General features: G+C 41.7%; 14 protein-coding genes. 13 read left to right on the forward strand and 1 reads right to left on the reverse strand.

Annotated elements, in window-relative coordinates; all coding sequences use genetic code 11:
• Positions 1–209: 209 nt before the first annotated feature.
• From HYD28_07720 to purF, 12 genes are all read left to right on the forward strand, one after another.
• The gene (locus HYD28_07720) at positions 210–3,002 is read left to right on the forward strand and encodes a monovalent cation/H+ antiporter subunit A (protein ID QLE08871.1); all 2,793 of its coding nucleotides are present in this window, start codon (positions 210–212) and stop codon (positions 3,000–3,002) included.
• Positions 3,002–3,346 carry a Na+/H+ antiporter subunit C gene (locus tag HYD28_07725; GenBank protein QLE08872.1) on the forward strand — a complete coding sequence of 115 codons (345 nt, stop codon included), beginning with the start codon at positions 3,002–3,004 and terminating at the stop codon, positions 3,344–3,346. Before HYD28_07720 ends, HYD28_07725 begins: the two co-directional genes overlap by 1 nt.
• On the forward strand, positions 3,343–4,860 hold the full coding sequence (locus HYD28_07730) for a monovalent cation/H+ antiporter subunit D (GenBank protein QLE08873.1): 1,518 nt from the start codon (positions 3,343–3,345) through the stop codon (positions 4,858–4,860). The genes HYD28_07725 and HYD28_07730 overlap by 4 nt, the downstream gene beginning before the upstream one ends.
• Positions 4,860–5,396 (forward strand): Na+/H+ antiporter subunit E, encoded by a 537-nt coding sequence (locus HYD28_07735; GenBank protein QLE08874.1) that lies wholly within the window; start codon positions 4,860–4,862, stop codon positions 5,394–5,396. Before HYD28_07730 ends, HYD28_07735 begins: the two co-directional genes overlap by 1 nt.
• The gene (locus tag HYD28_07740) at positions 5,390–5,659 is read left to right on the forward strand and encodes a K+/H+ antiporter subunit F (GenBank protein QLE08875.1); all 270 of its coding nucleotides are present in this window, start codon (positions 5,390–5,392) and stop codon (positions 5,657–5,659) included. The genes HYD28_07735 and HYD28_07740 overlap by 7 nt, the downstream gene beginning before the upstream one ends.
• Positions 5,660–5,667: 8 nt before the next feature.
• Positions 5,668–6,000 carry a Na+/H+ antiporter subunit G gene (locus tag HYD28_07745; protein ID QLE08876.1) on the forward strand — a complete coding sequence of 111 codons (333 nt, stop codon included), beginning with the start codon at positions 5,668–5,670 and terminating at the stop codon, positions 5,998–6,000.
• A 139-nt stretch (positions 6,001–6,139) separates the two neighbouring features.
• A complete protein-coding gene (gene truA, locus HYD28_07750; GenBank protein QLE08877.1) occupies positions 6,140–6,934 on the forward strand; it encodes a tRNA pseudouridine(38-40) synthase TruA in 795 nt (264 codons plus the stop codon).
• Positions 6,935–7,092: 158 nt separating this feature from the next.
• Positions 7,093–7,968: an acetyl-CoA carboxylase carboxyltransferase subunit beta gene (locus HYD28_07755; protein QLE08878.1), complete on the forward strand. Its 876-nt coding sequence runs from the start codon at positions 7,093–7,095 to the stop codon at positions 7,966–7,968.
• A 25-nt stretch (positions 7,969–7,993) separates the two neighbouring features.
• Positions 7,994–9,259, forward strand: a complete 1,266-nt coding sequence (gene folC / locus HYD28_07760; GenBank protein ID QLE08879.1) for a bifunctional tetrahydrofolate synthase/dihydrofolate synthase — start codon at positions 7,994–7,996, stop codon at positions 9,257–9,259.
• Positions 9,260–9,270: 11 nt separating this feature from the next.
• A complete protein-coding gene (locus HYD28_07765) occupies positions 9,271–9,924 on the forward strand; it encodes an SPOR domain-containing protein (GenBank protein QLE08880.1) in 654 nt (217 codons plus the stop codon).
• 561 nt (positions 9,925–10,485) lie between these two features.
• A complete protein-coding gene (locus HYD28_07770) occupies positions 10,486–10,980 on the forward strand; it encodes a CvpA family protein (protein QLE08881.1) in 495 nt (164 codons plus the stop codon).
• A gap of 18 nt (positions 10,981–10,998) precedes the next feature.
• Positions 10,999–12,525, forward strand: a complete 1,527-nt coding sequence (purF, locus tag HYD28_07775) for an amidophosphoribosyltransferase (GenBank protein ID QLE08882.1) — start codon at positions 10,999–11,001, stop codon at positions 12,523–12,525.
• A 53-nt stretch (positions 12,526–12,578) separates the two neighbouring features.
• On the opposite strand, the gene HYD28_07780 is transcribed toward purF, so the two are convergent.
• Positions 12,579–13,130 (reverse strand): DUF308 domain-containing protein, encoded by a 552-nt coding sequence (locus HYD28_07780; protein QLE08883.1) that lies wholly within the window; start codon positions 13,128–13,130, stop codon positions 12,579–12,581.
• 204 nt (positions 13,131–13,334) lie between these two features.
• Between HYD28_07780 and HYD28_07785 the strand changes: the two genes are divergently transcribed.
• The gene (locus HYD28_07785) at positions 13,335–14,981 is read left to right on the forward strand and encodes a mechanosensitive ion channel (protein ID QLE10511.1); all 1,647 of its coding nucleotides are present in this window, start codon (positions 13,335–13,337) and stop codon (positions 14,979–14,981) included.
• Positions 14,982–15,192: the final 211 nt, after the last annotated feature.

Genomic DNA, 15,192 nt, shown 5'->3' on the forward strand with positions numbered 1-15,192 from the left:
GACTATTTATTGCTATTTTAGTATGCAAAGCGGTTAAATATTGTGCAAATAGGAGTGTCTCCTATAGACAAAATAGCACCTGATCAGTATAACTATACGCATTGTAAGCTTTTTTTGAAGCCAACTTTTAACCATCCAAATGAACAGTACGCAACTAATTAAAACTAGAGCGGTATTGATATTCTTATGACACTAAAAGGCTCCTAATTATGACTTTGCTCTGGATACCCCTGTTATCCTTAATCGGCAGTGTTATTTCATCCTGCACTTCAAAACTAACACGTAACCAAAGCACTGCTTTGACCATGTTAGCGCCTTTGATTGCCCTTGGAATTGTATTTTCGTATACCCCTGCAGTCTTTTCTGGTGAAACAATTCGCTACACTGCTGAGTGGATCCCGCTTTTAAACATGCAAGTCTCGTTTCGACTTGATGGTTTAACGTTACTCTTTTTATATATGATCTTGGGTATTGGTACCCTAGTGATTTTTTATGCGCGTTATTACTTGAGTAATAGCGACTCAATGCCAAAGCTATACTGCTATTTAATGCTATTTATGACCGCAATGGTCGGCATCGTGATGTCGAACAATGTGATTCAGCTTTGGTTTTTCTGGGAGCTCACCAGTATTAGCTCGTTCTTATTGATTAGCTATTGGTGGCATAAATCAGAAGCTCGAAAAGGCGCGCGCATGGCGCTTGCTATTACCGGTGCCGGTGGTCTTGCATTACTAGCTGGTTTATTACTTATTGGTGATATTGTTGGTAGTTATAATCTTGACGTTATTTTAGCAAGCAAAGCGCTTATTCAATCTCATGAACTCTATGAAGTTGCGCTGGTATTAGTGCTATTAGGTGCTTTTACCAAATCTGCGCAATTTCCATTTCATTTCTGGTTACCACATGCGATGGCGGCACCGACACCAGTCAGTGCCTACTTACACTCTGCAACCATGGTTAAAGCGGGTATCTTTCTATTAGCGCGTTTTTATCCAGCGCTATCAGGCACAGATACTTGGTTTATCTTAGTGGCGATGACGGGTCTGGCGACTTTATTGGTCGGCGCTTATATCGCGTTGTTTAAGCATGATTTAAAAGGCTTGTTGGCTTATTCAACAATCAGCCATTTAGGTTTAATTACATTACTCTTAGGTTTAGACACTGAGCTTGCTACAGTGGCTGCTATTTTCCACATTATTAACCACGCTACGTTTAAAGCGTCGTTATTTATGGCAACGGGTATCATTGATCATGAAACTGGCACCCGTGATATGCGTAAACTTAATGGTATGTGGCGATTTATGCCGTATACCGCCACACTTGCTATGGTGGCAGCTGCAGCCATGGCGGGCGTGCCACTGTTAAATGGTTTCTTGTCGAAAGAAATGTTCTTTGCCGAAACACTACATCAACAAGTGCTTGGCTCTATGTCGTGGTTAATTCCAGTGTTAGCAACGATTGCTGGTGCACTATCTGTGGCGTATTCAGCGCGCTTTATTCATGACGTGTTTTTCAATGGCGACCCAATTGATTTGCCAAAACAGCCCCATGAGCCACCACGCTATATGCGTGTACCAATCGAAATTTTGGTTGTGCTGTGTTTACTCGTTGGTATGTTCCCGCACTTTGCAGTAAGCGATATTTTAGCTTCGGCATCTTTCGCAGTGCTTGGTAATGTAGCCCCGGATTATAAGCTATCAGTATGGCATGGCTTTAACTTACCTCTGTTAATGAGCTTTATTGCAACAAGCGTTGGTGTGATGATTTATGTGCAGCGTAAGCACCTGTTCCACTTCCAAGCGTCATTACCAACTTTGAATGCTAAAAAAGGCTTTGAGCGTGGCTTATATAGCTTGATTAAGTGGTCACAAGAAAAGATTAAACGTATCGAAAATGGCTCCTTACAGCGTTATGCCTTTGTGATGATTGCGGTGGTGCTCATGTGTGCGGGTTGGCCTTTATTTGAAATGCGCCAGTTAGCAGGAGCAAGCGAGTTAACCCCAATCGATTTCCATAATGCAATAGGTGCAGGCTTACTAATAATTGGTGCGTTGGCAACGGTTATTTGGCACCGCTCACGAATGATATCTTTGATTATGATTTCAATTGTAGGCCTGATGGTATCTGTTGCTTTCACTCGATTCTCTGCGCCAGATTTAGCACTGACTCAGTTAACGGTTGAAGTTGTCACCGTGATGCTACTGATGCTTGCACTGTTCTTTTTACCGCAGCGTACTCCGAAAGAATCGAGCTCACTGCGTATTCTGCGTGACTTGGGTATCTCATCGGCAATTGGTGTGGTTGTGGCAAGTATTTGTTATGCGCTTCTGACAAGACCACTTGAGTCAATTTCTGACTTCTTTGTTGCCAATGCAAAAACTGGCGGTGGTGGTACTAACGTTGTAAACGTTATTCTCGTTGACTTTAGGGGTTTTGATACCCTAGGTGAAATTACCGTATTGGGTATTGCTGCATTAGGTATTTATAAACTGCTTATTAACTTGCCGCTGTTTATGCCAGCAAGTGATAGCGAAGGGCGTCCATGGGCAAGAGAGCGTTACCCAATTCTACTCTCGAGTATTTCACAAAGCTTGTTACCACTTGCATTACTTGTGTCTGCGTATATTTTCTTACGTGGTCATAACTTACCAGGTGGTGGCTTTATTGCAGGACTCGTTACCGCGATTGCATTTATTTTGCAATATATGGCCAATGGTTCGCATTGGATTGCAGACAGATTTGACGTGAATTATCGTAAGATTATTGCGTCAGGTATTGCTATTGCATTGTTTACAGGTATTGGAAGTTGGTTCTTCGAACGTTCATTCCTAACAACCTGGTTTGATTATTTTGATATTCCGTTAGTCGGCAAAACAGAACTTGCTAGTGCTATCGTATTTGATTTAGGTGTGTATTTAACTGTTGTAGGTGCAACGCTGATGATTTTAGCAAGTTTAGGTAAATTAACTGCTGATACACCCAAGCAAGAGGTAAATATTTAATGGAAGTATTGTACGCATCGTGCGTCGGCGTGCTGGTTGCATGCGGAATTTACTTAATATTGCGGGCTCGTACCTTCCCTGTGGTACTCGGCCTGACTATGTTGTCGTATGCAGTTAACCTGTTTTTATTCTCTTCAGGTCGCTTAACAATTAACAAAGCGGCTGTACTTGGTACAGGCAGTGAGTATGCCGACCCACTCCCTCAAGCGTTGGTTTTAACAGCAATTGTAATTGGCTTTGCGATGACCGCTTTTGTGGTTATTTTAGCGATTCGTGGTCGTGCAGATTTGGGTAATGACCATGTTGATGGTCACCTTGTTAAATCATCGAAGGAGCAAAAATGATTCAGCATTTAGCTTCTTTACCGATTCTAATTCCGATGTTGGCAGGTGTTATTTTACTCATGCCGCCATGTGGTAAAAACTTACATATCCGTCGTGTTTCGTCGGTTATTTTGTCGATTGTCACATTATCAGTAAGTGCTTACTTATTATACCACGTTAATAGTACAGCACCGCTTGTTTACGCAATCGGTGACTGGTCTGCACCATTTGGTATTGTGCTGGTTGCCGATAGACTAGCAACACTACTGGTGTTACTTACCAGTTTCCTTGGTGCGGTTGTAGTGCTCTATAGCTGTGCAGGTGATGATAAAAAAGGGAGCTTTTTCCACCCATTAGTGCACTTTTTAGTGTTAGGTGTTAATGGTGCCTTTTTGACTGGCGATGTGTTTAACTTATTCGTATTCTTTGAAGTCTTGTTAATTGCCTCATACTCATTATTGATGCATGCAGGTAACAAACACAGTACACGTGCTGCACTGCAATATGTGATTTTAAACTTAATTGGTTCAAGTGTGTTCTTGATTGCGCTAGGTGTACTTTATGGTGTACTAGGCACATTGAATATTGCTGATTTAGCGCAAAAAGTCCCGCAATTGACGGGTGACGATGTTTACCTCGCTAAAATTGGTGGTTTGTTATTAATTGTGGTATTTGCTTTAAAAGGCGCGTTATTACCATTGCATTTATGGTTACCGAATACCTACGCAAGTGCAATGCCATTGGTGGCTGCATTATTTGCGATTATGACCAAGGTAGGTGTTTATGCCATGCTACGTGTGTATACCGTAATATTTGGTGATAATGCTGGCGAGCTTGCTCACATGGCACAACCTTGGTTATGGGGCTTAGCACTAGCGACCATAGTTATGGGTGGTATTGGTGTATTAGCGAGTCAAGACCTTAGAAAGCTTGTTGCGAATCTGGTTGTTGTATCTGTAGGTACTTTAGTGGCATTGGTTGCGATTCAAAATGTCTCTGCAACAGCTGCATTACTTTACTACTTAGTGCATTCAACTATTATTTGCGCAGCACTATTTTTAATTGCAGATTTAATTGCTCAACAACGCGGTAAAGTTGCCGACCGATTAGTAGCAGGTCGTGCCGTTGCACAGCCATACTTGCTTGGTGCTTGTTTCATAGTTGCTGCTCTTGCCGTTGTTGGTATGCCGCCGTTATCTGGCTTTGTAGGTAAAGTATGGATTTTAAAGAGCACGCTAGATAGTGAAAAAGCCATGTTGTTTTGGCCAATTTACCTAGTATCTAGTTTGGCGTTATTAGTGGCGGTTTCACGCGCTGGTACAAGCTTATTCTGGGATCATACTCATAAAGACAGTGAAGCAATTGAAGGCACCAAAGCACATCCTCTTAAAGTGATTTCAGTAGTTGCGCTACTTGCATGTTCACCTTTAATGGTTGTATTTGCAGGACCTATTTCAGACTATATGCTAGCAACATCAGAGCAGTTGTTTGATATCAACACTAGCATCAACACTGTATTACAAGGAGGCCATTGATGCGTTTAGAAGCTCGCTTTCGTTGGTTGCCAACACCATTTCGCAGTGTTTTATTATTTATTGTATGGCTGTTGTTAAATAACAGTGTGTCGCCTGGACACCTGTTTTTAGCTGCATTTTTCGCAATTACCATTCCGTGGATAACTTTCCCATTTCGTGATCCTCAGCCGCTAATTGTAAGGCCGGGTCTTGCGTTTAGGCACTTATTGTTGGTGCTTTATGATATTGTGACTGCCAATTTACAAGTGGCACTGTTGATTCTCGGGCCCACTAAAAAATTGCGCCCAGGTTTTATAAAAGTGCCTTTGGATTTAAGCCACGAAATGCCAATTACTATTTTGGCAAGTACAGTGTCGTTAACGCCGGGTACTGTGAGCGCAGAGGTTTACCCTATTCCTGAGTCCCTCGAAGAGGGGGCAGAGATTGAGCAGCGCTATTTATTAATCCATGTGCTCGATTTAGCTGATGAACAAGCGTTAATTAAAACGATTAAGCAGCGCTATGAAGCACCGCTTAAGGAGATTTTTCGATGCTAGATACTGTTTTTTTAATAGTTTACGCCATGATAGCTATATCTTTATTACTAAACGTGTGGCGGTTAATTGTAGGGCCGTCGGTACCTGATCGTATTTTGGCTTTAGATACTATGTTTATTAACACCATCGCTTTAATTATTCTGTATGGCATGAGCATGGGAACAGATTTATATTTTGAAGCCGCATTATTAATCGCTATGCTTGGCTTTGTTAGCACGGTAGCTGTATGTAAGTATTTGCTACGTGGCGATATTATTGAATAGGGTAGCAAATGATGAGTGAATGGATTGTATCAATCTTACTATTAATTGGTGGTTGCTTTATTCTAATAGGCTCAATAGGCCTTGTGAAAATGCCTGATTTTTTTATGCGTTTACACGGTCCAACTAAAGCAACAACCCTAGGAATGGCATCGTTATTGATTGCTGCGATGGTGTATTTTAGCTATACCAATGAAGGGATGAGCGTAAAAGAAATTCTCATTTCAATTTTCTTACTGATCACCGCGCCTATTAGCGGCTATATGCTGATTAAGTCAGCAATCCATCATAAGCTTCGTGCTAAAGATGGCACTAAGGGCCTCGATAACATCGAAGAAGATTAATACCAGCTCGCAATAATACTTAAGGAATTGGTGTGATATCTGAGTAACAGAACAATGTGATCTACTCGAGTGGCTTTTATTGAGCTCGTAGATCGCATAAAATGCCCCGTCATTTAGTACAGTAGGTAAATAGAGCATTATGCGAGTAGCACTTGGAGTAGAATACAACGGCGCGCGTTACAGTGGTTGGCAACGTCAATCACACGTCAATAGCGTACAACAAGAAGTAGAAACGGCGTTGTCGCGTATTTGTAATCATCCAGTCGAAATTGTTTGTGCAGGCCGCACCGATGCGGGTGTACATGGCACCGGGCAAGTGATCCATTTTGATACTCACGCTGAGCGTGAAATGGTCGCGTTCACTATGGGTATGAATACCTTACTGCCAAAAGATATTGCTATTCGCTTTGCCCAGCCTGTAAGCGAAGACTTTCACGCTCGTTTTAGTGCTACAGCTCGTCGCTACCGCTATGTGATTTATAATTACACCTATCGCGGCGCTATCATGAGTGAAGGGGTGACACACTTTCATCACCCATTAGACGAAACTAAAATGCAAGAAGCCTGTCAGTATTTAATAGGCGAGCATGACTTTACTTCGTTTAGAGCACTACATTGCCAAGCAAATACAGCAAATCGTACTATTCACCACCTGTCGGTAAAACGCCAAGGTGATTATGTGATTATTGATATTAAAGCCAATGCGTTTTTACATCACATGGTACGAAACATCACAGGGTGTTTGATGGACATTGGTCTTCATAAGCATGAACCCGTGTGGTTAAAAGAATTACTCGATTTAAAAGAGCGCGCTAAGGCAAGTGCGACAGCGAAAGCTGCTGGCCTTTACTTAGTTGACGTGGATTACCCAGAACATTTTGGCATTCCTAAAACACCATTAGGGCCTTTGTTTTTACCTGATTCAGACAGTTAGACTTTAGTAGACTACTACTAAGACCAGTTTTTTATATCGTCTGCGGGTAATTCATGTTTTAATTGAAAAAATCTGTCTGTTTATTTGTTATCAGAAACACAAGTGAGTGTTTCCAATTAAACAGACTGCGACACAGAACAGCATTAAGAGAGTTGCAAATGAGTTGGTTAGAAAAAATCTTACCTAAAACGACTAAATCGTCAGGTCGTAAAGAAATCCCTGAAGGGGTTTGGGCTAAGTGTACAGACTGTGATTCAATTTTATATAAAGCAGAATTAGAAAAAGCACTCAACGTGTGTCCTAAGTGTGATCACCACATGCGTTTAAGTGGCCGTAAACGTCTTGAAAACTTTTTAGACGATGCTGATCGTCAAGAACTTGGTGCAGAGCACGAACCAAAAGACGTATTAAAGTTTAAAGATTCTAAAAAATACTCTGACCGTATTACCCAAGCACAAAAAGCAAGCGGCGAAAAAGACGCACTTGTGGCAATGAAAGGCCGTTTAAAAGGCATTCCTGTTGCTGCTGTTGCTTTTGAGTTCTCGTTTATGGGTGGTTCAATGGCGTCAGTAGTAGGTGCTCGTTTTGTTGAAGCTGTAGACCAATGTTTAGAGCACGACATGCCACTTATTTGTTTCTCTGCATCAGGCGGTGCACGTATGCAAGAAGCACTTATGTCATTAATGCAAATGGCTAAAACAAGTGCTGCGCTTGCGAAAATGAGCGAAAAAGGCTTACCGTTTATTTCAGTATTAACTGATCCGACAATGGGTGGTGTATCTGCATCACTGGCAATGCTTGGTGATGTAAACGTTGCTGAACCTAAAGCGCTTATCGGTTTTGCGGGTCCTCGCGTAATCGAGCAAACAGTACGTGAAACGCTTCCTGAAGGTTTCCAACGCAGTGAATTCTTGCTAGAGCACGGTGCAATCGACATGATTGTTGACCGTCGTGAAATGCGTGACACCCTTGCACGTATCTTAGCGAAATTTATGAACTTGCCTTCTACTGAACAAGAGCATAGAGTAGCGTAAATTTCAGCTTAACTGATTAAACGCTATGACAGAAATCCTTCCTAGCCAATCATCAAGCCTTGATGATTGGCTTTGTTATTTAGAAAATGTCCATCCTGCCAATATCGAAATGGGTTTAGAGCGCGTAGAACGCGTGGCAAACCAAGTCGGTTTACTTGATACATCAAGCAAAATAATCCTTATTGCAGGCACTAACGGTAAAGGGACCACTGCCCGTTGCCTAGAAAGCTTATTACTTGCACAGGGTTTTAGTGTGGGTACTTATGCTTCGCCGCATCTTATTCGTTACAACGAGCGCGTACGTATTAATGGCCAAGAGCTTGATGATCAATTCCATGTTGATGCTTTTGATATGCTAGAAAAAGGCCGTGCTGACACGCAACTAACTTATTTTGAGTACGGTACCTTAGGTGCACTGGCTATTTTTAAACGTCACGCCGTTGATTATGTACTGTTAGAAGTCGGCCTTGGTGGTCGTTACGATGCCACTAATATCGTTAAACCACATGCTTGTGTGATCACCACCATAGATTTAGACCATAAAGAATATCTAGGTGATACCCGTGAACTTGTTGGTTACGATAAAGCTGGCATTTTCCGTACCAATACGCCTGCTATTGTTGGCGATTTAGCCATTCCACACACAGTAACTGATTATGGCAACGAAATTAACGCTGATATGGTGCTATCAGGTCGTGACTTCATATTCACAGAAGACAGTGAAGGCTTTAAATGGCAGTACCAAGATAAAGACTGGCGCTTAGCTAAGCCTGCGATCCCTTGTCAAAATGCAGCAACCGCGTTGACCTTACTAGCAAAACTTGACCTACTGCCAAGCGAGCAACAAGTGCGTGACTGCTTAGCTAACCTTATTGTCGAAGGTCGCTTTCAGCAGTTAAGTGAGCAACCGCTTATTTTTACCGATGTTGCGCATAATCCTGAATCTGCTCGATATTTGGCACGCAAATTAAGCGTGTATAAAGATCAAGGGTTTAAAATTCATGCATTAGTCGCTATGCTTGCAGATAAAGATAAGGTGGCTGCTATGTCGGCCATGGCGAATGTTGTTGATCAGTGGTCGTTAGCAAGCTTAGATTGTTTCCGTGGAGACAAGGTTGAGAATCTTGCTAAAGCATTAGCCGAAACCGCATCAACAGCGCCAAGCACGCACTATGCGAGTGTTGAAACTGCGCTAGATACGTTATTACCAAATGTCGATGAAAACACGTTAGTGATTGTGTTTGGTTCATTTATAACTGTGGCTGCAGCCATCAATTACTTTAAAAAATAGAGAGGAAATCGGTGAACGCAGGGTTTATTAATCGCTTAGTAGGAACCACGATTGTGGTTGTGGCGGCTATTGTCTTCATCCCAAACATTTTGGATGGTGAAAAGGTTCATTATAAAGAAGGCTTTAAAGCAATTCCTGAACGTCCTGAGTTCACTACCATTGACTTGCAAGAGGCGATTGATAATAAAGTATCTTCAGCGGAGCAACCTTCGCAAATTTCGGTTGAAGATATTCAAGCAAACGATACTGAACTTGTTACTAATGAAACCCAGCAAATTGATGATGCGCCGAAAATGGTTGAAGCCTCAACAGATGAGCCTGTCATTACCAAAGCTGAGCCAAAAGTTGTAGTGCAAGAACCAGCAAAGCCAATCGCTAAAACCCCAGAGCCAACTCGTAAGCCAGAAGAGAACCTCACACAAATGGCTTATGTCATTCAGCTGGGGAGTTTTTCCCACGCACCTAATGTGAAATCTCTACAGGAAAAATTAAAAGCGAATGGTTTCAAAACCTTCACTCGGCCAGTCAAAACCCCGAACGGCACACTTACAAAAGTCTTTGTAGGCCCTTCACTTAGCAAGAAAGAGTTAGAGAGTAAGCTTACTGAGTTAAAGCAGTTAACCAAGTTAAATGGCAAAGTTACTCAGTTTGAAATTACAAAATGATCTGGCAAAGGATACCCAAACTACCTGTGGATCCAAGTTTCAGCACTATTACAGGGATTAAAACTCAGGGCTTGGCATTCAAGTAGTAGGTACCTTGCTACAACGCAGTAGTGGAAGCCCTGTGAAGCGCCCGAAGGGCATGGCTAAAACGCATTTATTCTGCGTTATTGATTTTGACAAGGGGACACCATTCCCTACAATCAATGCCTTGCCTAAATGCGTTTTATCTCATGCTGAATTCTTGGATCCACAGGTGGTTCAAATACCCAAACCACCTGTGGATCCATGATTCAGCGCTATCACAGGGTTTTCAATACAAGGCGTGGCGATGCAGGAATGTAGGTACCTTTCAAATTGCTACAACGCAGTAGTGGAAGCCCTGTGAAGCGCCCGAAGGGCATGGCTAAAACGCATTTATTCTGCGTTATTGATTTTGACAAGGGGACACCATTCCCTACAATCAATGCCTTGCCTAAATGCGTTTTATCTCATGCTGAATTCTTGCATCCACAGGTGGTTTGGGTATAGAATGCGCCCCAAATTAACGACTAGTTGGTTCTTATGATCTGGGTTGATTACGCCGTACTTGGTATTATTGCACTATCCACTATCATCGGCTTAATACGTGGCTTTGTAAAAGAAGCAATGTCATTAGCTGTATGGGCTGGCGCATTTATCATCTCTAGCTTGTTTTACCAATATTTAGCATCCTTCCTAACAAGTATTTCAGAACCCCTTTTAAGAAATGCAGCCGCAATAGCCATATTATTCTTTGCGACACTCCTGTTGGGTGGGTTACTAAACTATATTTTAGGTGAACTTGTACAACGTACTGGTTTATCTGGCACAGACCGTGTGTTCGGCATAGTGTTTGGTGCTCTTCGTGGCGTGTTGGTCGTAAGCGCGTTACTCTTCTTTCTTGATGCTTTTACCGGTGCACCTAATACGCATTGGTGGGGCAACTCTATTTTGATTCCAGAATTTGGCTTTGTTGTTGAGTGGTTCTTCTCGTACCTCGAAAACAACTCGAGCTTTTTAAATTCTGTAAACCGTTAATCGGCGAGGATAAATTTAATGTGTGGTATCGTTGGCATAGTCGGAACTTCTCCTGTTAATCAGGCGTTATATGACGGCTTAACTGTTTTGCAACACCGCGGTCAAGATGCAGCTGGCATCATTACCATTGAAAACAACACGTTTAGCTTACGTAAAGCCAATGGCCTAGTAAAAGACGTATTTCATACCCGTCATATGAAACGTCTGCAAGGTACAATTGGTATTGGCCATGTTCGCTACCCGACAGCTGGTTCTTCTAGCTCGTCAGAAGCGCAACCTTTCTATGTTAACTCGCCATTTGGTATCGCACTTGCGCACAATGGTAACTTAACAAACGCAGAAGCATTAAAGCAGCAACTATTTTCAGAAGCTCGCCGTCATGTTAATACAACGTCTGACTCTGAAATTTTACTTAACATCATGGCGCATGAGTTAAGTAAATCAAACAAGCTGAAACTTGATGCGGAAGATATCTTCACTGCGGTAACTGAAGTTAATAATAAAGTAACAGGTGGCTATGCAACGATTGCGATGATCATTGGTCATGGTATTGTTGCATTTCGTGACCCTAACGGCATTCGCCCACTGGTTTTTGGTAAGCGCGAAACAGCAAACGGTACTGAGTACATGTTTGCATCAGAAAGCGTTGCTTTAAAAACCGACGGCTTTGAGTTTGTTCGTGATGTTGCACCAGGTGAAGCAATTTACGTAACTGAAGATGGTCAGCTGTTCTCACAATCGTGTGCTGAAAAAGCAACTTACGCACCGTGTATCTTTGAATTCGTTTACTTTGCGCGCCCAGATTCAACGATTGACCGTATGTCTGTTTATGCAACACGTGTAAACATGGGAACTAAGTTAGGTGAAAAAATTGCACGTGAATGGGCTGATAAAGACATCGACGTTGTCATTCCTATCCCTGAAACATCATGTGATGTAGCGCTTGAGATTGCCTCTGCTCTTAACCTGCCATACCGCCAAGGTTTCGTTAAAAATCGCTACATTGGTCGTACGTTCATCATGCCAGGCCAAGAAATGCGTAAGAAGTCAGTACGTCAAAAACTGAATGCCATTGACCGCGAGTTCAAGGGTAAAAACGTATTGCTTGTTGATGATTCAATTGTGCGTGGTACAACGTCAGCACAAATCGTTGAGATGGCTCGTGAGTCAGGTGCGAAGAACGTTTACTTCGCTTCAGCTGCGCCAGAGATTCGTTTCCCGAACGTTTATGGTATCGACATGCCATCGGCAGCTGAGCTAATTGCTCATGGCCGTGAAGTTGAAGATATTAACGCAAGCATTGGTGCAGATGGTCTTATCTATCAATCGCTAGATGACTTAATCTCGGCAGTAAGCCAAGAAAATCCAGAAATCACCCGTTTTGAAACATCAGTATTTGATGGTCAATATATCACTGGTGATATCGACCAAGACTACCTGAACCACATTGACCGTTTACGTAATGATTCAGCGAAATCAACGCGTGAAAATGCGATGTCTGCGAGTTTAGAGTTACACAATCAAGAAGAAAACAGCGCTGATTAATCAGTCCTGATTTGATTGATATAAAAAAGGAGCTAAACAGCTCCTTTTTTGTTTTATATTTGAGAGTGTTGCATTTTTTTCAGCTTAAGTGCTAATAGTACCATCATTATGCCAAACACGATGGCGTAGCTGGCAACGAGCCAAAGCAGGGTGATTATGCCCGCGCCAGGGTTAAATATCAGATATCCACCAAAGATAATCGAAATAATACCGCTGCCAATTAACAGCCACTCATTAGTGATTTCTTTGCGTAGTTTACTGGCAATAACAATCTCAATCACACCAATAGCAATAGCCCATGCGGCAATAAAGTACAGCATTAAGATAGCCGTTACGTTGGGAGCAAACAGGGTCACAAGTGCAGCTGCAATTGAAATTAGACCACCAACTAATAGCATCCACCAAAGTGGGTTTTCATTTTTTGAAGCAATAGCTAACCAAGTTCTAATGGCACCATCGACAAAAAAGTAAGCGGCGAAAATAAACATCAAAATCGCTAATGAGGCTTCTGGGGCAAACCAACCACAAATACCAAAAATGATAGCGATGACACCGTGGATCATTAATGATGACCAATGGGGGATTAGTGAACTTGAAATCTGCATTATCGTTTTCCTTTGCTTTAGTCTCTATATAACTAACATCTCAGCGCTTACTTGCAAAGATTTTTAATTATTTTTTGTACAGTTACACAAACCGTGCTCTAATTTAATTAGCTGATTATTTCAGCGATTTAATGTTTATAAGACAAGGAACAAAGTGTGAGCCGTTGTAATACAAAGTTTTCATTACAATTTAGTAAGTTATTAGTGTGCTTTTTACTGTTGTTCAATGCGCCATTATGGGCAACAACCACACCTGAAGTTACCGTTAAGTCCTTAATAGATAAAGACAACAAGGAAGAGCAAAGTGAACAAAAAGCAGCTAAGCAAGAGCCTGAAGTCAGTTCTCCTGCAGCCAGCGAAGAAAAAGAAACGGCTTTAGAGGATGATTTACCTTTCGACACATTTGGTCGTATGACACCAAGAAGTTCAATGCAGGGTTACTTGATAGCGGCCAGAGCTCGTGACTTTGAACGGGCTGCTCAGTATCTTGATTTTCGAAATTTACCTAAGGATGTGTCTATTATAGGGCAGCTTCAACTAGCTGAGAACTTATCTGTAGTACTTGATCGTACACTCTGGATCGACATTGATAACTTAAGTAATAAACCCGAAGGAAAACAAAAAGAAAGTGTGCCAAGTTATCGTGATTTAGTGGGGGAAATCTCAACCTCACAAGGTACTGTGCAAATCTTATTACAGTTGATTCCAGACCCAGAAAGTGGCAATCGCATCTGGAAAATATCGAATGCGACGGTAAGCCAAATTCCCTTATTGACGAAAGAGTATGGCTATAGCCATGTCGGCGAGTGGTTATATAAAAACTTGCCAGATGTTGAGTTTTTAGGTGTGCTACTTTGGCAATGGGTATATTTTGTTTTTAGTTTTTTGCTTTTCCTTGCAATAGCAATCATCTTGACGCGTATTATTACTTTTATACTTGCCCATTTAAAAGTGCCAGTCGAAAAAGATGTGATAGCGTTCATCAATGGGCCAGTTTGCTTATTGCTGGCTGTATTAATGTCGCGTTCTTTGAGTGATCAGTCGAATGTAACGATTGCTGTACTCGCTTTATTTCATGGTGCAACAGTACTTTTGATTGCATGGGGTTGGATATGCCTTCGTACAGTTGACATAGTGAAGCATAGACTTGGTCAGCGCTTCATTAAGCAAGATAGGCCCCAAGTGGTTTTTTTACTTCGCCCAATTAGTAACGTTGTAAAAACCTCAATAGTAATTATTTTGCTATTTATGTGGTTTGAAAACTTAGGATTCAATGCCACAACGCTATTAGCTGGTTTAGGGATCGGTGGTTTAGCCATCGCGCTGGCTGCGCAAAAAACGGTGGAAAATATTATAGCGGCCATCACACTTTATATTTCAGCACCAGTTAAAATTGGCAGTTTATGTAAATTTGGTAGCCAGCTAGGCACAATTGAAGAAATAGGACTGAGAGCAACTCGAATTCGCACTCTTGACCGCTCTGTAATATATGTGGCGAATGCAAAGTTCGTTGATATGCAGCTTGAGAATGTTTCTGAAAGAGAGCGTATTTCTTATAGGCCGAAATTGATGCTCAGTGCGAATACCAAGCAACAAAATCTAATCTCGTTTATGCAAGCGGTAAGAGAGCTTTTAGAACAACATAAACATATCGCCTTTGAGCCTTGCAGGGTTCGTTTCAAAGCTTTCTCGCCTTGGGCTTTACAAGTGGATGTACTAAGCTACGTAGAGACTGTCGACTTTGCATTTTATATGGAAGTAATAGAAGAATTAAACTTAGCAATTTTAGGCTTATTAAATGAGCATGAGTGCGAATTAGCTAATCCAGAATTCGCACGTGTAACTGATTAGTTGCTAAAAAAGGGGTAAATGAAAGTGGCTCTCATTTGCGTGTGATGTCTACACATTGTCGTAATTAGATGGACAGGACATATGTCCGCTTTGGTTAAAAATAATTGCATAAAATCTTCTAAATGCGGCGATGTTGCCGCTAATTGTTGTAAAATAATTGTATATTTATAATTTTTAATGCAGTAAAAGTGTCATAAAGTGTTATAATCAT

The organism is Pseudoalteromonas shioyasakiensis (assembly GCA_013391845.1).
Classification (GTDB): Bacteria; Pseudomonadota; Gammaproteobacteria; order Enterobacterales; family Alteromonadaceae; genus Pseudoalteromonas; species Pseudoalteromonas apostichopi.